The sequence below is a fragment of the Thalassovita sp. genome, from assembly GCF_965218685.1.
GTDB lineage: Bacteria > Pseudomonadota > Alphaproteobacteria > Rhodobacterales > Rhodobacteraceae > Thalassobius.
In genome coordinates, this window is record NZ_OZ244657.1 from 2,949,385 (window position 1) to 2,967,891 (window position 18,507).

The 18,507-nt window shown below is 60.4% G+C and carries 23 protein-coding genes and 1 tRNA gene; 4 read left to right on the forward strand and 20 right to left on the reverse strand.

Going from position 1 to position 18,507, the window contains the following annotated elements:
- The first annotated feature begins 7 nt into the window (after positions 1 to 7).
- Entirely contained in the window at positions 8 to 1,804 is a 1,797-nt protein-coding gene (locus tag ACOQOQ_RS14475) for a GmrSD restriction endonuclease domain-containing protein (RefSeq protein WP_420567698.1), read from the forward strand.
- 42 nt (positions 1,805 to 1,846) lie between these two features.
- Here ACOQOQ_RS14475 and ACOQOQ_RS14480 read toward each other — a convergent pair whose 3' ends face one another.
- The 6 genes from ACOQOQ_RS14480 to ACOQOQ_RS14505 all read right to left on the reverse strand — a co-directional run bounded on the left by ACOQOQ_RS14480 (position 1,847) and on the right by ACOQOQ_RS14505 (position 5,968).
- Complete coding sequence (locus ACOQOQ_RS14480; RefSeq protein ID WP_420567699.1) at positions 1,847 to 2,053, reverse strand: hypothetical protein; 207 nt, start codon at positions 2,051 to 2,053, stop codon at positions 1,847 to 1,849.
- A 410-nt stretch (positions 2,054 to 2,463) separates the two neighbouring features.
- Positions 2,464 to 2,973, reverse strand: a complete 510-nt coding sequence (locus tag ACOQOQ_RS14485) for a GNAT family N-acetyltransferase (RefSeq protein ID WP_420567700.1) — start codon at positions 2,971 to 2,973, stop codon at positions 2,464 to 2,466.
- A 5-nt stretch (positions 2,974 to 2,978) separates the two neighbouring features.
- Positions 2,979 to 3,404, reverse strand: coding sequence for a hypothetical protein (locus ACOQOQ_RS14490; RefSeq protein WP_420567701.1), 426 nt, complete (start codon positions 3,402 to 3,404; stop codon positions 2,979 to 2,981).
- On the reverse strand, positions 3,397 to 4,230 hold the full coding sequence (locus ACOQOQ_RS14495) for a hypothetical protein (RefSeq protein WP_420567702.1): 834 nt from the start codon (positions 4,228 to 4,230) through the stop codon (positions 3,397 to 3,399). Before ACOQOQ_RS14495 ends, ACOQOQ_RS14490 begins: the two co-directional genes overlap by 8 nt.
- Before the next feature lie 45 nt (positions 4,231 to 4,275).
- On the reverse strand, positions 4,276 to 5,391 hold the full coding sequence (locus ACOQOQ_RS14500; RefSeq protein WP_420567703.1) for a head decoration protein: 1,116 nt from the start codon (positions 5,389 to 5,391) through the stop codon (positions 4,276 to 4,278).
- A gap of 229 nt (positions 5,392 to 5,620) precedes the next feature.
- Positions 5,621 to 5,968: a hypothetical protein gene (locus ACOQOQ_RS14505; RefSeq protein ID WP_420567704.1), complete on the reverse strand. Its 348-nt coding sequence runs from the start codon at positions 5,966 to 5,968 to the stop codon at positions 5,621 to 5,623.
- Positions 5,969 to 6,055: 87 nt separating this feature from the next.
- On the opposite strand from ACOQOQ_RS14505, the gene ACOQOQ_RS14510 reads away from it, so the two are divergent.
- On the forward strand, positions 6,056 to 6,739 hold the full coding sequence (locus tag ACOQOQ_RS14510; RefSeq protein WP_420567705.1) for a UPF0149 family protein: 684 nt from the start codon (positions 6,056 to 6,058) through the stop codon (positions 6,737 to 6,739).
- 16 nt (positions 6,740 to 6,755) lie between these two features.
- Here ACOQOQ_RS14510 and ACOQOQ_RS14515 read toward each other — a convergent pair whose 3' ends face one another.
- The 6 genes from ACOQOQ_RS14515 to ACOQOQ_RS14540 all read right to left on the reverse strand — a co-directional run bounded on the left by ACOQOQ_RS14515 (position 6,756) and on the right by ACOQOQ_RS14540 (position 11,724).
- Positions 6,756 to 6,959: a hypothetical protein gene (locus ACOQOQ_RS14515; RefSeq protein ID WP_420567706.1), complete on the reverse strand. Its 204-nt coding sequence runs from the start codon at positions 6,957 to 6,959 to the stop codon at positions 6,756 to 6,758.
- Positions 6,960 to 7,154: 195 nt separating this feature from the next.
- Positions 7,155 to 8,087 carry a TIGR02594 family protein gene (locus ACOQOQ_RS14520; protein WP_420567707.1) on the reverse strand — a complete coding sequence of 311 codons (933 nt, stop codon included), beginning with the start codon at positions 8,085 to 8,087 and terminating at the stop codon, positions 7,155 to 7,157.
- A gap of 81 nt (positions 8,088 to 8,168) precedes the next feature.
- Entirely contained in the window at positions 8,169 to 8,480 is a 312-nt protein-coding gene (locus ACOQOQ_RS14525) for a phage holin family protein (RefSeq protein ID WP_420567708.1), read from the reverse strand.
- Between the two features lie 27 nt (positions 8,481 to 8,507).
- Complete coding sequence (locus tag ACOQOQ_RS14530; RefSeq protein WP_420567709.1) at positions 8,508 to 8,738, reverse strand: hypothetical protein; 231 nt, start codon at positions 8,736 to 8,738, stop codon at positions 8,508 to 8,510.
- Positions 8,738 to 11,302, reverse strand: coding sequence for a phage tail protein (locus ACOQOQ_RS14535; RefSeq protein ID WP_420567710.1), 2,565 nt, complete (start codon positions 11,300 to 11,302; stop codon positions 8,738 to 8,740). Before ACOQOQ_RS14535 ends, ACOQOQ_RS14530 begins: the two co-directional genes overlap by 1 nt.
- Positions 11,303 to 11,307: 5 nt before the next feature.
- Positions 11,308 to 11,724 (reverse strand): DUF6950 family protein, encoded by a 417-nt coding sequence (locus tag ACOQOQ_RS14540; RefSeq protein WP_420567711.1) that lies wholly within the window; start codon positions 11,722 to 11,724, stop codon positions 11,308 to 11,310.
- Here ACOQOQ_RS14540 and ACOQOQ_RS14545 point away from each other — a divergent pair.
- The gene (locus tag ACOQOQ_RS14545) at positions 11,636 to 12,019 is read left to right on the forward strand and encodes a hypothetical protein (protein ID WP_420569794.1); all 384 of its coding nucleotides are present in this window, start codon (positions 11,636 to 11,638) and stop codon (positions 12,017 to 12,019) included. The genes ACOQOQ_RS14540 and ACOQOQ_RS14545 overlap by 89 nt on opposite strands.
- A 2-nt stretch (positions 12,020 to 12,021) precedes the next feature.
- Here ACOQOQ_RS14545 and ACOQOQ_RS14550 read toward each other — a convergent pair whose 3' ends face one another.
- From ACOQOQ_RS14550 to ACOQOQ_RS14580, 7 genes are all read right to left on the reverse strand, one after another.
- Positions 12,022 to 12,582, reverse strand: coding sequence for a hypothetical protein (locus ACOQOQ_RS14550; RefSeq protein ID WP_420567712.1), 561 nt, complete (start codon positions 12,580 to 12,582; stop codon positions 12,022 to 12,024).
- Complete coding sequence (locus ACOQOQ_RS14555; protein WP_420567713.1) at positions 12,582 to 13,178, reverse strand: hypothetical protein; 597 nt, start codon at positions 13,176 to 13,178, stop codon at positions 12,582 to 12,584. The genes ACOQOQ_RS14550 and ACOQOQ_RS14555 overlap by 1 nt, the downstream gene beginning before the upstream one ends.
- The gene (locus ACOQOQ_RS14560; protein WP_420567714.1) at positions 13,175 to 15,616 is read right to left on the reverse strand and encodes a phage tail tape measure C-terminal domain-containing protein; all 2,442 of its coding nucleotides are present in this window, start codon (positions 15,614 to 15,616) and stop codon (positions 13,175 to 13,177) included. The genes ACOQOQ_RS14555 and ACOQOQ_RS14560 overlap by 4 nt, the downstream gene beginning before the upstream one ends.
- 48 nt (positions 15,617 to 15,664) lie before the next feature.
- The gene (locus ACOQOQ_RS14565) at positions 15,665 to 15,829 is read right to left on the reverse strand and encodes a DUF7697 family protein (protein ID WP_420567715.1); all 165 of its coding nucleotides are present in this window, start codon (positions 15,827 to 15,829) and stop codon (positions 15,665 to 15,667) included.
- A 167-nt stretch (positions 15,830 to 15,996) separates the two neighbouring features.
- Positions 15,997 to 16,359 (reverse strand): hypothetical protein, encoded by a 363-nt coding sequence (locus ACOQOQ_RS14570; protein ID WP_420567716.1) that lies wholly within the window; start codon positions 16,357 to 16,359, stop codon positions 15,997 to 15,999.
- Positions 16,359 to 17,300, reverse strand: coding sequence for a phage tail tube protein (locus ACOQOQ_RS14575; protein WP_420567717.1), 942 nt, complete (start codon positions 17,298 to 17,300; stop codon positions 16,359 to 16,361). The genes ACOQOQ_RS14570 and ACOQOQ_RS14575 overlap by 1 nt, the downstream gene beginning before the upstream one ends.
- Before the next feature lie 25 nt (positions 17,301 to 17,325).
- Positions 17,326 to 17,742, reverse strand: coding sequence for an acyl-CoA transferase (locus ACOQOQ_RS14580; RefSeq protein WP_420567718.1), 417 nt, complete (start codon positions 17,740 to 17,742; stop codon positions 17,326 to 17,328).
- 43 nt (positions 17,743 to 17,785) lie between these two features.
- Between ACOQOQ_RS14580 and ACOQOQ_RS14585 the strand changes: the two genes are divergently transcribed.
- Positions 17,786 to 17,862 (forward strand) — tRNA-Ile (locus tag ACOQOQ_RS14585).
- 95 nt (positions 17,863 to 17,957) lie between these two features.
- Here the strand turns inward: ACOQOQ_RS14585 and ACOQOQ_RS14590 are convergent.
- A complete protein-coding gene (locus ACOQOQ_RS14590) occupies positions 17,958 to 18,443 on the reverse strand; it encodes a hypothetical protein (RefSeq protein WP_420567719.1) in 486 nt (161 codons plus the stop codon).
- Between the last annotated feature and the right edge of the window lie 64 nt (positions 18,444 to 18,507).

Consider the following 18,507-nt stretch of genomic DNA (forward strand, 5'->3'; position numbering starts at 1 on the left):
AAGACCCTTGGCCACCCAACGTTATTCCGTCACCCCGCATCCGATCGAAACCCTGCTGACCTGGGTCAAGTCTGGCGAGATCGCCATCCCCGAGATCCAGCGCCCTTTCGTGTGGGATGCGACCAAGGTGCGGAACCTGCTGGATTCGCTCTATAATGGCTATCCGGTCGGCTATCTGATCGCCTGGCGCAACCCGACGGTGCGGCTGAAGGATGGCACGACCTCGTCGGGCAAGCGGATTCTGATCGACGGGCAGCAACGGGTAACGGCGCTGATGGCGGCGCTTCTAGGGCAGGAAGTCGTCGACAAGGATTACCGCACGCGGCGGATCCGGATCGCCTTCAACCCACTTGAGCAGAAGTTCGAGGTGACGAACCCGGCGATCCAGAAGGATTCCACCTGGATTGCCGACATTGCCGACGTGTTTTCGCCCGAGATTGGGCTGATCGGCGTGATGGACGATTATCTCGCTCGGAACCCTGAAGCGGACCGGAAAGAGATTTCGGGCATCTTGCAACGATTGTGGCAGATCACGAACAACCATGTCGGGGTGATCGAACTGGCCGAGGACCTGGACATTGAAACGGTGACCGAGATTTTCATCCGAGTGAATTCGGCCGGCGCGCAGCTGAGCCAGGCGGATTTCGTCATGTCAAAGATCGCTGCGGACGAACGGAATGGCGGCAATCAGCTGCGCAAGGCGATCGACTATTTCTGCCATCTGGCCGTTGCCCCCGAAGCGATGCCGAGGATCGAGAAGAATGATACGGAATTTGTGAAATCCGAATACTTCCAGAAGATGCGTTGGCTGAGCAACGTCAACGACGATCTTTACGACCCGTCCTACACGGACATGCTGAGGGTTGCCTTCACCTCGGAGTTCGGACGCGGGAAACTGCAGGATCTTGTGGCCTTGCTGTCCGGTCGTAACTTCGAGACCCGGGATTATGAGGAGGAGATCGCGGAGGCGTCGTTCGAGCGTCTCAAGAAAGGCGTCTTCAACTTCATGAGCAAGACCCATTTCGACCGGCTAACGATGATCCTTCGCTCGGCCGGCTTCGTGACGTCAAATCTGATCCGTTCAAAGAACGCGGTCAATTTTGCGTACATCATCTACCTGCGCGGTCGAGCCGAAAACATGGATGCCGCGTCACTCGAACGCCTTGTTCGACGCTGGTACGTCATGTCTGTTCTTCGAGGACGTTACTCGGGGAATGCTGAAAGCTCTTTCGACTACGACATTCGGCAAATCGAGATGAACGGGTTGGCGAAATATGCCAACGCTGTCATTCAATCTGAACTGTCGGAGGACTACTGGTCAGCCCTTCTGCCGCAGCAATTCAACTCCTCTGCGTCCACGACCCCGTCCTTTGTGGTTTTCAAGGCGGCGCAAGCAAAGCTGGGGGATCTCGGTTTCTTGTCCAGGGACATAACAGTGCGAGACCTGCTATTGAACCGCAGCGATGTCCACCATGTTTTTCCCAAGAATTATCTGAAGGGGCGCGGATTTACGGCTGCTCGGTACAATCAGGTCGCGAATTTCGTGATCGCGCAAAGCGAAATCAACATTGCGATCGGCGACAAGGCGCCCGACGTCTACTTCTCTGAATTGGCCGATCAATGTTCCGGTGGACCCCAACGTTATGGTGGCATCACGGACATCGACGAGTTGCAAGCCAACCTTCAAACAAATTGCGTTCCATCTTCGGTGCTGAACGGCCCGATTCCAGAATATGATGATTTCCTGGAAGAGCGCAGAAAGATGATGGCGGGAAAAATCCACCTCTTTTTCAAATCCCTGTAGCGATAGCGCATTCCGAAATCGCAGATCACCGCTGCGTTTGGGCTAGTGGCAGCTGAACCACCGAATGGCTGTTTGAAGCAGTTCCTCGTATGTTCCGCTGGTCGCTTCCTTCAAGAACTCATCGATTTCGTGTTGCGGCAAGCCGCCATCCCTGGCGGCCTTTAGGCAGGCGCCCATGATCAGGAAGGCATTGCCATTCTGTTCGGACAAAAGAACGCGTAGTTCGGGGTATTTGGGCTTCATGGCCATAATGACGCTCTTTTTATATTTAGATTCAAGCACATAAACGAGGCGCAAGCGAACACCCTCTCTAACTCCAGCCGTCAACCGTGGTTGCGAAGGCAACATTTTGCAGATGAATAGGATGTCCGTTTACACGCTGCATGCCGGCGACTGATCTCGCATCACCGCGAAGTCGCCCATTATCCCGAAACCGACCAATCCCTCCGGAAGCTGCACTAACTTCTCAGTCGCCAGCGCCTCAAACTCCCCGCTATACGCCAAGATCGGCGTGCTTGCCCCTCGCCACCTGCTTGAAAACCCGTCATCACCGCAGCCTGTCAACCGGCTCTCGGCGACAACCAGGATAGCGAATTGGCCCGAGATCATTGGAACTAAGTCTGAGTGCGAGCAATAGACTGGTCACCGAAAACCCGGTTCTAGGATGCCCTGGCAATACCGCGCACGAATACGCTTCTCCCCTGCCGCGTACCAACGTCGACCACCCCATCAAGACCCGCAGCCCAATTCTGAAGTTCCTTCGTCGCAAACCCATGCAGCAACGTATGGGTAAACATCGGGTTCGATCGTCGCGCATGGTCCGTAAGCGCCAGCGTCACTCCCTGCCTCCAATAATCGGGATGCAAATAGACGAAATGCGTGCATCCAACTTTTGCGAGATCAATTCCGTCACGGACAAGCCGAACCTTGACCGGCACCCAGTCGGGGTCTGTGATAAAGTGATGACAAGCCGCAAGGCAGACGCAACCGACAATGCGGTCTCCCTCCCAAGCCAGCGCAGCAGTGTCGCCACGTTTGGCAAAACTCAGCAGCGCCGCCAGAGCGTCGATGGGCGGTAAGGTCTTGGTTTCGCGCACGGCGGTCACGATCTCTGCGATCGCCTCAAAATGCGGCGCGGCCTCAGCAAGCCGGATCTGTTCATAGCGCATCTGGATTACACCTCGATGGTTTGGGCAAGATTGAACAGTTCGTCCAAATCGGGCTCGGTGAGCGCTGCTCCATCCGGCCATGTCAAATACGGCGCAAGGCTATTGAGGAGCGGACTTGAACGACGGAACTCTACCGCCTCTGTCCAGGCAAGCCGGGTCATAGGGTCCATGCCCGCCATTAAATTCTCAACCTGATCAAGGAGTCCCATCTGAAGAAGCGCTGCCTTGGCCTGGAAACGGGAAACGACCGGGTCTGGCGTGGCGGGACCATCATCCGCCACCGGTGCATATGGCGCGACAGATCCGAAGCCGCCTACCAAGGCGGAATCGTATTCCGGATTCACTCCCTTTTCGAATGTCGCAATCGTGTCGGGATCGACATCGACAGCGATCAAGTCACCATCTTCCGTCAAGAAACGCGGATTATACACTGTTGCCCTCCACTGCTTTCGAGATGCCGGGGTAGAGATCTGCACCTCCTGTCTGGAACCGGACATTGCGGATGTAGATGTTGTGATACTGAATGTCTTTTCCGGTCCCGGTGGTCGCTCCCTTGTACTGAACGGCCACCTGGTCCCCCATTTTCACGGCGACATCGGCAGTTTTCGTGACCCAACTGGTCGTCGCGGTATAGGTGGCGATTGTGGTCCAAGACCCATTGCGTAAACGCCTGATACGGGTTTGTGGCCCGGAGCTTCCAGACCGCATCAGATCATGCACGACGCGGATCGTACCCCCTTGAAGAAACTCGAACGTATGACGGGTGATCCAACTGGTACTGGTGGTATTGGTTTGCCCATCGACGCGACTTCGAATGTTCGCGCCCGCCGTAAGCGATGGCAAACCGGATGTCGCGCTGAAGGTGAACTTCTGAGTGCCGGTGCCCCCCAGCCCCGTATTGGTGATGGCAATACCGTCACCCGCCTCGATGTTCGCCCCGTCAAGAACCGTGACTGCGCCATCCACACCTTGTTGCGTGCGGTAAATGATCAACCCTTGCGATGCGTCAAACCCCAGATCGCCATCGCTCGAGAGCCCGGATTTCTCCAGATTGTCGAAGGTGAGCTTGCGCGCACTAAGGTTTTCGAAGTCCTCGTCCTGGCCTGCATTGGCTAGCCGCTGGATGCTCTGAGCGCCATCGTCGCGTTTCAGATAGAGCTTGCCGTCGTGGGTGTTGACCGCAAGCTCACCGAGATCCAGCTGCCCCGTCGTGGGCACTTTGCCCGCCACGGCGGAGCGTTTCATCTTGAGGGCCATTTGGCCTGCCTCCTTGTCTGACTATCAAGTCGAAGCTGTCGGGGATCAGAATGTCCCGCCATCAAGCGCGATCCCGGAGATGCTGCCGCCGGTGATGGTCACGTTGCTGGCCGCCTGGGTGGCAATGGATCCAAGTCCGAGGTTCGCGCGCGCTGTCGCCTTGTTCGGCACGTCGGCCAGGTTTGATGCCTTGGCCAGCTTGTCGGCGAGTGCATTGGTCACGGTCGTGGCAAAGTTTGGATCATCCCCAAGGGCCGCGGCCAGTTCATTCAGCGTGTCCATTGCTCCGGGTGCGGCATCGATCAGTGCACCGATGGCGGCCGAGACAAAGGCTGTCGTGGCCACCTGTGTCGTGCTGGTGCCATTGGCCGCCGTGGGCGCAGTTGGCGTGCCGGTCATTGCGGGCGATGCCAGGGGCGCCTTGGCGTCCAGAGCACCTTGCAGCCCTGTGACTTGGGAGATGGCATGGCTGTGCGCAGATGGCGTGAAGCTGGACGGTTTGCCGGTGATACCAGCCCAGGGCACGCTGTCCGCCGCCTCAGCCGCATCGACCTTGCCGTCGGCATCACTGTCATAGGTGGACTTGAGCATGTCGCCCGCCCCGAAACCCGTAAGTGCCGACTGTACGAAGGCTGTTGTTGCGATCTGGGTGGTGTTTGTTCCAACTGTAGGCGTCGGCGCAGTCGGCGCACCGCTCAACGCAGGCGACGCTAAGGGTGCCTTCCCATTGAGCGCCGTCTGCAATCCCGTCACATCGGCAATCGCATGACCATGCGCCTCATCTGATTTGCCATCCAGCGCCGTTTGCAACCCGCTGACATCCCCGATTGCGTGCCCGTGGCTGGCCGCTGCCTTTCCCCCAAGTCCCGCATCGAACTGCGATTTGCGCACAAGATCGGTTGCCGCGGCCGCGTCTTGCGCAGATTTCGGGACCAGGGAAAAAGTCTTGGCACCTGCGATGGTCTGGGAATTCCCAAGATCCATGAACGCCCCACGTCCGCCGAGCGGCAAGATCGTGGTGGCGTTGCCTGATCCATCATCGCCCTTGCCGACATAGAGCGTATCGTCGACCTCGTTATGTGCTATTTCGCCGGATTTGAGCGCGGCGGGCGCACCGGCGTTACCTGAGACGCGGCGTTTGAGCTGGATGGTGTTGGCCATTAGAAATGCCCTCCATTGATGGGAGTATCGGTGGGAAGAATGGTGATCCCGGGCGCACCCTGATCACCCTTGTCGCCTTGTGGGCCCGGGATTCCTTGCGGTCCTGGAGTGCCGAGAAGACGAAGCCCGATCGGAGCATGTCCCAGCCGCAGCGTGATCGGTTCGTGGGACATGACGCGGAGCCGGATGGGACCCGTTGCGGCACTGAGATTGACAACCTTGGACATAATTACAGCCCTCGGGTCACCGGCAGCAGCACGGGGATTTCCAGAAAGACATTCATGTGCAGCGGCGGAACAAGATCGCTTCGCACCAGATCCAGCACGACGGATCCGGGTGCGAGCGCGCCCGTCACCGTCTCCGGAATGATGAGGTCCATCGTGTTGTCGCTGCGCCGCAGGATCGTGCCGCTTTCACTGCTCAACGTGGCCAGCACGGTTTCGTCGTTGACCTTGCCCCGCAGCTGCGCGGCAAAACGCGCCTCGTCTGGAAACAGCGCACCTTCTGCCTCGAGTTGCAGACGATATTCATAGCCAACGAGCACGGCCGGACCTTCGGTCAAAGTGATAGTCGTCATGTTTAGCTCCAAAAGCCGGTATTGCGCCGGATTGCGACTTGGCAAACTCACAGCTAAGAAACCCCCGGAAATGCCGGGAGAAACTGCATGGGACAATCCGAACAAAACCTTGATCGCCTCAGCGTGTTGCTGCATGCGCTGCCCACGGAGAACATGCCCATGACGATCAGCGAGCTGGATGGGTATGTGACCGGCGTTCTGGCCTGTCCGGATATGATTCCACCATCCGAATGGTTGCCGCACGTTTGGGGGGAAACAGGAGAAGCCGAGTTTCCCGACCAGAAGACAGCCGAAGAGACAATCGGTGCCGTCATGGCCCATTATAATTCCGTGGCCGACGCGATCACGCATTCGCTCTGGATTGAGCCTATCTATGAGGTCGATCCCAACAGCGATGAGACCCTCTGGGAACCCTGGGTCGATGGGTTTACCCGCGCGATGGGCCTCAGGCCGGATACCTGGTCACACCTGCTGGATGCAGCAGATGAAGAAACGCAGGCGACGATGATCTTCATCATGGCGCTGCAGGACATCTACCTCGGAAAAAGCAATTTCACGGATGACGAGATCGATGAGATCGACCGGGAGGCCCCCGATCTGATCCCGAACTGCGTGGCGACAATCCTCCACCAATCTCGCCCCGAACTCGCCGGGCAGGTTCCGGCCAACCTCCCGGGCCAACCGTTCAAAGCAGGTCCGCGACCCGGCCGGAACGATCCATGTTCCTGCGGTTCGGGCCGCAAATACAAGCAGTGTTGCGGCCGCAACTGAAAGCCACGGGTCAACGTCATGGGCGCCACCCGCACAGGCGCGCGCCAATCTCATTATGGGCGAGGATCTGGGTTTTGGTGTCCACCGAGAGCACATCATTGCGCGCCGGACGGATCGGCTGGGCCCAATCGCAATCCTCGCGCAGGAAGCGGCGCTCAGTCCCGCATCCAGCGGTCAAGGCGGCGATCGAGATCAGCAGGATCAGAGGTTTCAACATCATGACGGATATCCCTCGAAGTGGTGAGCGCGCGAATGCGGTCCTCGGCACGGCGGGTGGCAAAGGCGGCCTTGCCTGCCGCCCTGCCCCGCCGCCAAGTGATTGCCAACGCCAAGACCAGAGCGAGACCGAAGCTGAGCCAAAGAGCCACCTGTCGCGACAACCCTGCCAGAACGCTGGTGATGAACCCCAGCATGCTCACATCGTCCTTCCGGTGCGATGGTCCTCGATCCGGGCATGACGGGCATGCACGGCGCTAATGATCACAACGACGAAGCAAAGCAGGCCAATCCATGGCGCCAGTCCTGACAGGCGATCGTTCAGACTGAGCAGATCGATAAACCGCGCCACCCCGTCCTGCGCCGCTTCAGCGTCCGACAGGATCGGTGCGGCCTGTGCCGTAACGGTTCCAACGACACCAAAAAGCCCGACACCGATCTGGGCGTCACTGGCAGCGAGAATGCGACTACGCTTCGGCATACCGGCTGCACGCTCCGGTGCGACAGGTCGCGGCTCTGCGGCCACCAGGGCCTCTTCCAGTGCGACATCGATGATCGAGAGCAACGGCAATGCATGATCATCTCGGAACGCAAGGATCGCGCCCCGCGTTCGTGGTCCGAGCAGGCCATCAGGAACCCCAACCTCATGATAGCCAAGATCCTTCAGACGTTTCTGAACTTGGCGCACGGACAGGCGCGTAGCCGGCGATACGTGGCCTGCTCGACGAATTCCAAGCAGCTTCGAGACTGGATAGCGCCTGACATTGACCGCATCGCTCTGGTTGCCGCCCAGCCCCCAGACCCAGCCGCCTTCGATCCGATCGACAAAGAAGACATGGCCCTGCCAACTGGAAGATCCACGTGGGATGACGCCTATGTCACCGGGTTGCGCATCAGCGATATCGACCGGCACACCCCAATCAAGATAAGAGCGCGCGGTCAGTTTCCGCGTCGAGCGGATCCCGGCCTGTTCCAGGCAGTGGCCGACAAAGGCCGCGCACCAGGCCACGCTGTCATGCTCCACCCAATCGTGACCGACCGAGGCGTACATTTCGAGAATGACCGGGTTGTTTGCCGGACCAGGACCTTCGGTGGCGCCAATGTAGGATTTGGCAATGTCATAAGGGGTCATGGCAATAGCCTCCTTACCCCGCACGCAGAGCGGCGGGTGAAGTGGTTAATGGATTTCTTGATTTAAGGTCGGGCTGAAGCCTTACTTCTTGCGCCCGAGCCAAGCGCATAGAAGGGCTTCTGTGCCACGGGGGCCCAGGTATGCCAGCATGGCCACCAGTCCTGTGCTGACAGGCTGTGTCAGTCCCAGATAGCTTGCGACCGCTTCACCAATAATGGCCATGCCGACCGCTACTGGGATTTCCCAAAGAAGTTCTTTGCCAACGAAACGGCGCCGACCAAGCCTGACCTCTCCTGAATGGTACATCAGGCGTCCGGTAAAAGCGCCGATCAACGTCGTCAGCGCGCCTCCAAAGAAGCTGTTGATGGTTTCGATGAAGCTGCCGTCGCTCATGGTGGTCTTCCGATTGAATTGGTCGTTTCAGTAAGTGCCGCCATCAAGGAACTCCTGCCATGTGCTGTCCTGCGCATCGCGGATCTTCAGAAGGGGCGGAGAAGCACTGGTGTCGAACCACAACATGCCCGGGCGTGTATCGGTCGGCTCGGTGGGCCCGGCATTCGCCGACTGTAGCGCGGCCAGCACCTCGTTGATCCTTGTGCGCACCGCCAGACCACTGTCATTTTCGATCAAAAAGCTTTGGGTCTGGGCCATCAAGCCACCTCGTCCGCATGAAGCCGCAGGGCACTGACCACCGGTGTGAACGCAGGGTCGCCCGTCCTGAGCCAGGCCCGTGCCTCGATTGCCCGGGCTTCGATTTCATGATTGTCGACACGGCCCCAGGGGCCCCAGTTGGGCGCCCCAAGAGGATCGTCATCGGTTTCGCGAACTTCCACGACCACGTCGATTTCCGCCCCTTCCGTGCCGTCAAAATCCGCCCAAGCATCAATGGGCTCCGCCCGCGCATCGATCTGATCCAGAAGCGCCAGCGCCGCCACGCTGATCTGGCTACGCAGCCGAAGGCGACGGACCACGCCAAAATCCAGCCCCGCCCCGAAGCCGTAAAGGCCTTCCAATGTGTTGGTGCTGGGCACGCCCTGTTCGTCCGTGCTCGTGACCAGCCGCAATGTGCTGCCAACCACCGCAAGATCCGTCATCCCGCCTGGAAAGCCCGGGTCAGCCTGCAAACTGTCGATGGGCGCAAAGCTCAGAGCCTGCGCCCCCTTGGTGCTCACTGTGGTCACAGGCCCGAGCCGCCCACCGCTGTCCTCGGCCCGGATCAGATAACTGCCGGGTTTGAGCGGGACCACGGCAATGGCTTCCGATCCCGCCACTCGGTCCATGGAATAGCTATTGGCCCAGGTGGGGATGCCTTCGGTGCTGTGGCGAATGACGATATTGCCCGCCACACGCACATCCGGATCCGCCGCCCTGGTCCATTTCAGGATGGCCAGACCGCCCGCCGTCTGCAGGGTCACGTTTTGCAGCGCCTCGGGCGGAGCGGTGAGCCCGAGGATCTCTGCCTCACGCGTGCGCCAATCGGAAGACACACCTAATACCGAGATCGCCTTGACGCGGAACTTCCAGTGCCCCGGGCTCGCATCACGCAGTTCAAGCACAGTGCCACTGGTGCGGCCACAATCGAGCCAAGCTCCCCCGTCACGCTGCCCCTCCAGCTGATACTGGCCGACAAAGCTCGAGGCAGCCGCCGCCCAGGTCACACGGATCAGAACCTTTGCCCCTCCGCCGTCGCGGGTGATGTATAGCTCCTCAGAGATCTCCGGGCGCCCTGGTGCCGAAACGGCAAAAGCCGATGGCAGGTTCGTGCGGGGTGCGGCCGTGTAGATTTGCTCTTCGGACGCGTCCCAGTCGTAGATCAGTGGTGAGGTCTCGCGCAGAACAAGTTCCGGAACCAGAAGCGGCGCATCGCCCATCTGCACCAGGTCCAACCGCATCGACTGCACATCAAAAGGCTTTGTGGCAAAGCCCCAGCGGGCATAATCAAGCTGCACGGTCTCCCCAACCGCCACAGACCAGGCGCTCAGCTTGCCATCGAACTTCACGCTCATTTGGCGTCGCGCACGCTCAAGCTCGATCTTTGCCAACCTCTGGGCTGCCGCAGCCGATATCGTAAACGGCAGCGCAATATCGCGCCAAATCTGTTCGCCGCCATCTTCGGTAAGGTAGACCTCCGAGGCATAAGCCGGAAAGTCATCCGGCTGCCAGTCATTCTCAGGGCTGACGAACTGTCCCCGCACCGCATTGAAGTTCGAGGCCCGGCTGAGACGCGTGGTGAGTTGCAGACCGCCCTCGCGCAGATCGTCCGCATCAAGCGTGACTTCTGGAATACGATAGGCCCCTGCCTGCAGTCGCCATCGCCCGCCCTGCCATATGCAGCGCCCAGCCATGGCGGTCAGCATCGCCTCGATGATGGTTTTCGGGCTTTCCGAGAGCGTCACAACGCCATTGCACGTGTATCGAAGTTCCGTTCCACCAACCGCAAGCGGCACCGCCTCGTCGCAGATATTTGCGGCCTCAACCAGCGTGTCGACGTCGATACCGTCCTCAGCGCCGATGCCAGCCCCAATCCCGTAGGTCGCATGCGCCATGTAATCGGCAACGCAGAGAGCAGCGTTTTCTGTGTAGACCTGTTCTCCGGAACGCGGGTCCAGAATGTCGTCCTTCCCCTCCATGTCGACAGTGATGTTTGGGATACCACCCGGGAAAGCATCAGCGTCATAGGTCAGGCGTAGATAGATCGCAGCGCAGCCTGCCAAGCGGTGATCCTCGGTCCAATGTTCGGACACGTCTTCGACAAGCCCCGCAAAGGCGCTCTGGCCTTCATGGCCAAGGCGTTTTTCCACGGTGACCTTTCCAGACCAGCGTCCCTGCGCCGAGCCACTGGCGTCGATAGCCTGTTCGCCCTCGAAGTAGATCGCCCCGATTGATTTGACACGATGGGCCGCCAGGACAATGACCAGATGCAAGTACTGATCCTTGTCACCATTCGCATGAAGAAAGACGATCACCCCGCCCTTGCGCGCGCGGCCATAAACCATCTCCCGAGGCATCACGGGTTCTCGTACCGTCACGGTCCGCGCCTGCATCGCCACCGTGGGCTGTGGCATGAGCGCTTGCGCTGCCGCCGACAGCAGCATGGAGGCGCCGAAGTTCGCCGCGATCCCAATAAGACCACCGGCTGCCAAGGCCGCGCCGATTCCGCCCGCGGCAAGGGCCGCGCCGCCCAATGCGGCAACCCCAAGAACGACTGGTGGCATGAAGCTCAAACCCTCCAGGCGAGCGAGCAGTCGGAGACTGACAAAAAAATGAGGCCGTCCGAGGTAACGAACGCCACTTTGGCACCCACACAGACACCGTACGCCGGCTCTGACCCACCCAAGCCCAAATCGCCGCGCTTAGCTTGCAGAACTGAGGGCAAAGGCGTCCCGAGCAAATCCCGCCCCGCTGCCTCAAGACTGTCCCAGCCAAGGCGTTTCATGACGCGATGCGCGCCCAGTGCGGTGCGATAGCGGCCCCGCCACGACGCAGCGATGTCTTCCCCACCGGTCAGGTCTCGCCGGATATCAAAAGCCCAGGTTGCGCAATCGTGAGTGCCCCAGGAAAAAGGCTTCCGGCGGACACTCTCAACGGCCTGCACCAAGCGGCGTTCCCAATCGGGTACTCTCGCATCCCGCTGCATCTTGCTCTCCTGTGAAGTTCAGATCATTCTCTGCGGCATGCGCGCCTTTGATTTTCCCCACGAGACAGTTGAGATAGCCTGCCCGGAATGCGGCCGGTTCGGGCGCTACTCCAAGACGCGCTTCTGCGAGATCGTAGGCCCTAATACGCCGCTACCAACAGCACTTGGGATCATCGCTGCAGATTGCCCGGAAGAACGGCCCAGCATCACCAACATGCAGGGACGCTGCCGGGCCGGTTATCCGCAATTGGTGCGGATCAATGCCACCAATGCCTCCATCTCTTCAAAGCCCTAACGTCATCCACGCCCCCAGGTGACTTCCTTGTCCTGAATGGTCGTGACATGCTCAAAGCCAAGGTCGCCGGGGTGAAGGGCTTGCTGGCTTTCATGGGTGTAGCGCCAACTGCGCGGTCTATTGAGATCGATGAGCCGACTTTCATAGCTGATGGTCACAGTGCAGCTTTGTGCATTGTCCGTGATCTCTGGCACATCGAGCCGTCCCTGGAAGGCCTGCACCGGATCGGCAATGACGTTCTGGGTATCGTCGAGCAATCCCAACCAGACCCGCCCCGGTTTGCCCTGTCGCGCTTCTTCGATGGCAATCCCAACCATCTCCAGCGGCACGCCCGAGAGCGAGATCATGGTTCCGCTCGCGACCACATCGCTGGTTTCCTCAACAGCGCCAATGCTGATGAGGCTGCCCATGCCGGTCCAGATCTTGCCATCCCAGGCAAGCTCTCCGAGTCCGGACCAGACCCGCACCCAACCCGACGCAAACTCCCCTTCAAAGAGCAAAATGGGGCGTAACGACTGTGCCGACAGCGCCGTCGCAAAACCTGCTGTAACATCACGGCTCATCAGAGCGCTTCCCGGGCAGTCACGCTGAAGCGGTGATTGTCGGCCCTGTTGATCCGTGTGGGCACCGAACCGGTGAGGCGCAACAGAACCGCAGGTGCGGCGATTTCCAGGGGGGTACCACTCAGGGGCGAAGAGCGCAGTCGCGGTGTTATCTGCAGTGTCGCCGCGCCCTCCGCATCCGCAACGGCATCTGCTGTGACCTGGTACAGCCGCGTATCGGTATCGCCGCCAAGCGAAACGAAGTCGCCCGTCTCAAGCGCTAGCGATGAGGCTGCCCATCCGCTTGTGACAAGCGTATTCCCGGTTTGACCGCCGCCGCTGACGATGGGGTCAGCCAGGAGGTTTGAACGACCGGCCGAGGGATCGCAGAACAGGAACAGGCCGCGCATTCCGCCGAGTCCCGAGAAAAAGGCAGACAGCCGCCGCGCATCCCTGCCCTTGGACAGTGCCATCTCGAAGGTAAACTCCCACCATTCTCCTCCCCAGTCCTGCACTTGCTGGCTGCCAGTAAATCCCGAAGTGGCGGCCGTCACACTCGTGGCCAAGCGTCTCTCGAGGCTCTCAACCAGATGCAGGGGCAGTGATGGAACGGTCATATGGCATAGCCTCTGGCGCGGCGCTCGGCGACGCTTTGAATGGCAACACGCTTGATCTCCGGCAGAGCGGCACGCAGCCGGGCGTCGATCTGTTCCGCCACGCCCATTTGCGCCCCGCGCGCATCAATGTTGACGGTGACCCCGCCCGAACCCTGTCTGGCACCGGCATATTGGGCAGCTTCGCGCCGGTTCAGCACCCGCTCGCCGCGCTGCAGGATCGTTGGCACCTCATCGGGTTTGAGTCCGACCCAACCGCCGGCATGCAGTCTTCGCGCACCAGCGAAGGTGAGTGCCGGAACGGCACGCTGCGTGCCCGAAAATCCAACGATGCCACCCGTGTGCGAGACGGCTGCCGTCACAGATCCGCCACCGAAAATGCCGGAGAGCGCGTTGGCGAGGGGCCCCAGCACCACGCGTTTGAAAGCGAGAACCGCAAGATCGGCAAGGATTGAGCGCACGAGGCTTTTGAAATCGAGCTTGCCGGTCTCGACGAAGCTGCGAAAGGCGCTCTCCGCCCCTCGAAAGGCCCCCATGAGGCTCTCGCCAAGACCCTTGCCCAAATCAAGCGCCGACTTCGCGTAGTCTGAGAGCGATTTCGACACAGCACCAAAGCCCTTGACGATAGCATCCTTCGCCTGTCCAGCCGCTCCACCCGCCCTGCTCACCGCATCAGCGAGGCGGTCAGCAGACGTGGTGGCCTCATCCAGCGCCGCAGCTCCGTCATCTCCTGTATCCGCTACTGCATCACGCAGCGCGGCCCAAGACGTCAGCGGTGCCGTCGCCCCATTTGCAAGATCCGTCGCCGCTTGCCGATATGTATTGGCGGTCGCCAGCGCCTCAGCTGCGATGCCGTCCAGCCCAAGGTCGGGGGCGGCGAGCGGATTGTCCTCAAAGGCACGCCGGAACGCCTCCGCTGCAGCTGTCCCTGCATCAGCCGACGCTCCCCAATAGGGGTTATCAATGTCGCCGAGGCTGATCTCGCCGATTTCGCCGAAGGTGGTCTCGATGCCGACCGCGGCCAGAGCGTCACGAATGCGGCCGGTGAAGGCGTCGATCCGGCGGATCGCGCCGTTCAGCATGGCCTCGATCCCGTCGAGCATGCGGTTGGCCGCAGAGAAGACGAGATCGCCGATCACTGCCGGCAAGCGCGACCATATCTCGCGCACAGCGAGAAGCGCACCCTCAAACGTGTTGGCGGTATTATTGCCGAACCGCACGACACTCTCGATGGCCGAGGCCATGCCGGAAGCGGCGTCCGCCTTCAGATCATAGAACATCGCCGTGGCTCCTGCCCCAGCAGCCGACGCGCCCATCTTGATCCGATCCCAGACCTCGATTGCGACATCCTTCAAGAGCCGCATGGCTTCACCGAAGCCGCCCGCGCCTGAGGCCAGACGGGTAAACCAGTAAACCAGTTCCCCGGCGCCCACGATCAGAGCGCCGATGCCCGTGCGAATGAGGGCGCCTTTCAGAACGACGAGCGTCGTGGCCAAACCACGCACGGACAGCGCAGCGGCTGCCATGGCTGCGACCCAGCGTCCTGCCAAAAACGTGGCAAAGGTGCCTGCGTAGATCGCCAGCCGGTCAAGGTTGGCCAGAACGGCATCAAACGCACGGCTGATCGGGCTAGTAGATGAGGCCAACGCGACAAAGGAGTTGGCCATGGCCTCGAGCGATGGCGCCAGTGCCACGGCCACCCGGTTGCGCACGCCCTCAAAGACCTGACTGATACTGACGAGTGCCAGTTCAGATCGACGCATCGCCACAATCGCATCGGCATCGAGCACAGCACCAAGGCGCTGCGCCTGATTTCCGAGGCGGGTCATTTCCACCCCGCCGTTCTGCAAGAGCGGAATAAGCCGGGTCGCATCCGACGCCATGGCCTCGAGGTAGAAGGTCATTTCCTGTTGGCTGACGCCTGCGCGCTCGAGACTCGAGACGTACAACTGCAGAGCTTCGGGACCGGACAGTCGCGCAAACTGATCAGCGGTGACGCCCACGCGGGGTGCGATGTTCTCGAAGAAATCCGCCATCGGCCCGCCGCCGGTTTGCAGGAAATCTCCGACGCGGTCGTTCACGTCCTTCAGGATGTCGGCGAGCTTTTCTTGCTCGATCCCAACCGTGGCGGAGGCCGCCGACCAGCGCTGGAAGACCTCCGGGTTCGCATTAGCCACTTGGGAAAGCTGGTTGATTTCGTTGGCCGCTGCCACGGTTGAGCGGGTCATCGCGACAACCGCACCGGCTAAGGCAGTGGCGGCAGCGGTCGCGGCGATCCGCGCCCGGCGAGCGAAGGCGGCCATGCGGGTGTTCGCGAGTTCCATTTCGCGGCTGAGACGACCAAAGCCGCGCGATCCGGCCTCGCCGACACCTTCCAGCTCGGCACGCACTTGGCGGCCGCCGGTCGCGGAGAGCCGGACGGAAACGCGCTTTTCTGCCATGGAAAGGTGTCCTCAGAGCATAAGACCTCGTTCCCAATGGAAACGAGGTCAGGTCAGGCCTGATCCGGCCTGCAAGGTTTCGTTGATCTTGCGCACCATCACCGCCTCAATGGGCGGCAACAGTTCAGCGAGGATGAGGGGCGAAAGCCCAAGGGCTGCCCCAAGCTGTAGCGCTGCCCCCATATCCCAACCGAGGACTGCACCGCCGCTCATGCCTCCCGCCACCCGAACCTGGCCGCCAAGCCGCTGCACCAGATCCCAGACCTGCCAGCCCTCGAGGGTCAACGGTTTATGCAAACTGCGCGGGCAATTCGCACAAGCAAAGGAACAGGCCGCGCAGTAGTCACCGCCCCCGCCGAATTCCCACTCGGCGAGAGCGGTCAGACGTTTTTTTCCGCATCCAGAATAAGCGCGCCTGCGATGTATTTCGTCTGAAAGGCCTCGAATATCGGCCAGAGTTCCAGCAGCGCGTCGATGCCGTCATGCGAGATCGCCAATGGCTCACCGTCCTCGTCGCCGACGCCCTCCCAGTCTCTCACGACGATACGGGCCACAGCCTTGGCGACGATGCGCGCGAGGTCGTCGTTGGACGTGCCGGCTTCGGCATCAGCTGCTGCAGCGACAATCGCCGGATCGCTGCGCGCGGCCAGCATGATGGCGGTTGTTAGGGGCTCTACAAGTAGGCGCACATCATGGCCAAGGTCGAGCCAGCGTGGTTCGTTCGACAGGTTCAGGCGCAGCATCAGTAATCCTCGCGGTCATTGGTAAGCGTGACGGTGCACATCCGGCCCACCGCCAGATCACTCGCCGCCTGCCAGTCGAAGGTGGCCTGCACGCCTTGCGGGCCAGAGATTTCGATACGGGGACGAGGCAAATAGACGGCATGGGCGGTCAAGGTCAGGGTCTCGCCCGTGGGCAGGGTATAGGAGAACTCCAACTCGCAAGCCTCGCCGTTGATCGCTTGGGTGACCAGCGTCTGGTCCGCAAAGCGCACAACGACATTACCGTTGAGCGCCGCAATCGACGGGTCCGCGCCGTCAATCTTGCCATCGGCGCGGATGGTCTCAATCCGGTCGAGATTGTTGGTATAGGTAAGGTCGGCGGAGACAACGTTACCGATATTGGCCCCGTTTCGCGTGATCGAACCGTTGAAATGACCAAAGCGTTTCAGCGCGATACTGGCAGGCGTTCCAGTGGACGTACTCGAGGCGATTTCCTCGCCTTGTGCAACAACGCTCGCGGTGGCCGTCAGCAACCCGGACCGCGCCATTTGCCAATTTAGGCTGTCCACCATACAGCCGGAATACATCGCATAGCGCGGGACCTCGGGAATGCCGGTCTCAACCGAGAAGCTCGACAGCGCCCAGTTTCCAGAGCGGAATTCATGGGTATAGGGTGCTTCAGTTCCAGTCGTCGTGGGAGTGCCGAACGCTGCCTTCAGCCAGAAGCCAAAGGCCTCGGCATCGATCGGGATCACCACGTCACCATCTGCCGTCACCGCGTCCTTGATCGGTGCCTGCGGATCGCGGCCGTAGCCCAACAACTCCGAGGTCTGCAGTGGTTGTTCCGCCCCCAAAGAGGTGCTCGCAAAAGGTATCCTGGTAAAGCCACCCACGGGGGCGGCTCCATAGGTCGTCTCGAACGCAAGCGCCATCAGCGCCCGCGCCCCCTGGGCTCGTGCCATGTTTCAACTCCTCAGATGATTGGGGTCAGCCGAGCGGATCGGCCGTGGAATAATGCAGCACCACCGGGATCACGGCAGCTTTCAGACTGGCCGCGCCCTCTACGGGCAAATCAACGGGCTGCGGCGCCTCTGCCTCAGTCCAGTCACACAGTCCACCGAGCGTCCTGTCGGCGGCGAGCACTGCCCCGATGCTAGTGCAAAGTGCGTCGAACGCGGCGTCTCGTGCGGCACCCTGCACGACTGCTTCGATCTCGGCGCGATGCTGGTAGTGATAGGCGAGTGGCGACAGGGTCACCTCCGGCTCCCCCGGCTCGCCGTCTCGCAGGATCAACAGACCCTTGGGCGGCACCTTTTCGGGCAGGACTTCGCCGCGTAGGACAGTCGCGGGCAGCGCCGAGAGCCGCGCGAGCAGCGCTGCGAGGATGGTTTCTCGGATCGACATGAGGTTGTTTTCCGACGTAAAACCCGCCAAATAGAAAGCCAGCGGGCCTGTAGCTCAATTGGTTAGAGCAGAGCGCTCATAACGCTTTGGTTGCGGGTTCAAGTCCTGCCGGGCCTACCAAAGTCCCCTTGGCGGAATAGTAGACGCGTATGACTTAAAACCTTTTGCCTTATGGCATGCCAGTTCGTGACTGGCAGGGTGTACCTAAAGCGTGGTCAAGCAACCGGACGCGACAAAACCAAAACAGGGCGACCATCTTGAAACTGCTCATGCACTTGGCTGCGCATGACACCTCGAGCAACGATGCGATCGCGTTGATCCACGAGATAGGCTAGGCTTTGAGACATTTCATGCAGCTTGCCCTCCAGCCGGTCTGCTCGGGCTTCAGCGCGATCAAGATGCCTACGATTTTCTTCAAGACGCGCTTCAAGCGAGGCGCGCTCGCGCTTCAAGATATCAATTGCAATGTGCAATTCCAATTCACGGTCCTTGGCGCGGTCAAGCGATTTGCGACACTGCTCCGCCTCATCCATGCCTGTATTGTGACGACTCTCAAACAGGCGCACCAATCGTACAGCTGAAGGCAATGGCACTGTGCCCCCATCCAATGGAATCTCCCAAGCTTTAGCCAACATGCGGATCAAACTTTCCGGGCGATCCACTGCAGCGGCAAATTCATTCAGCGGGATCTTGCTCGACACATCTTTGCCTCTCGATAGGTAGTATAGGGCGCTCTCGTGCGGGTGCAGGCGTTGCAACGAGCGA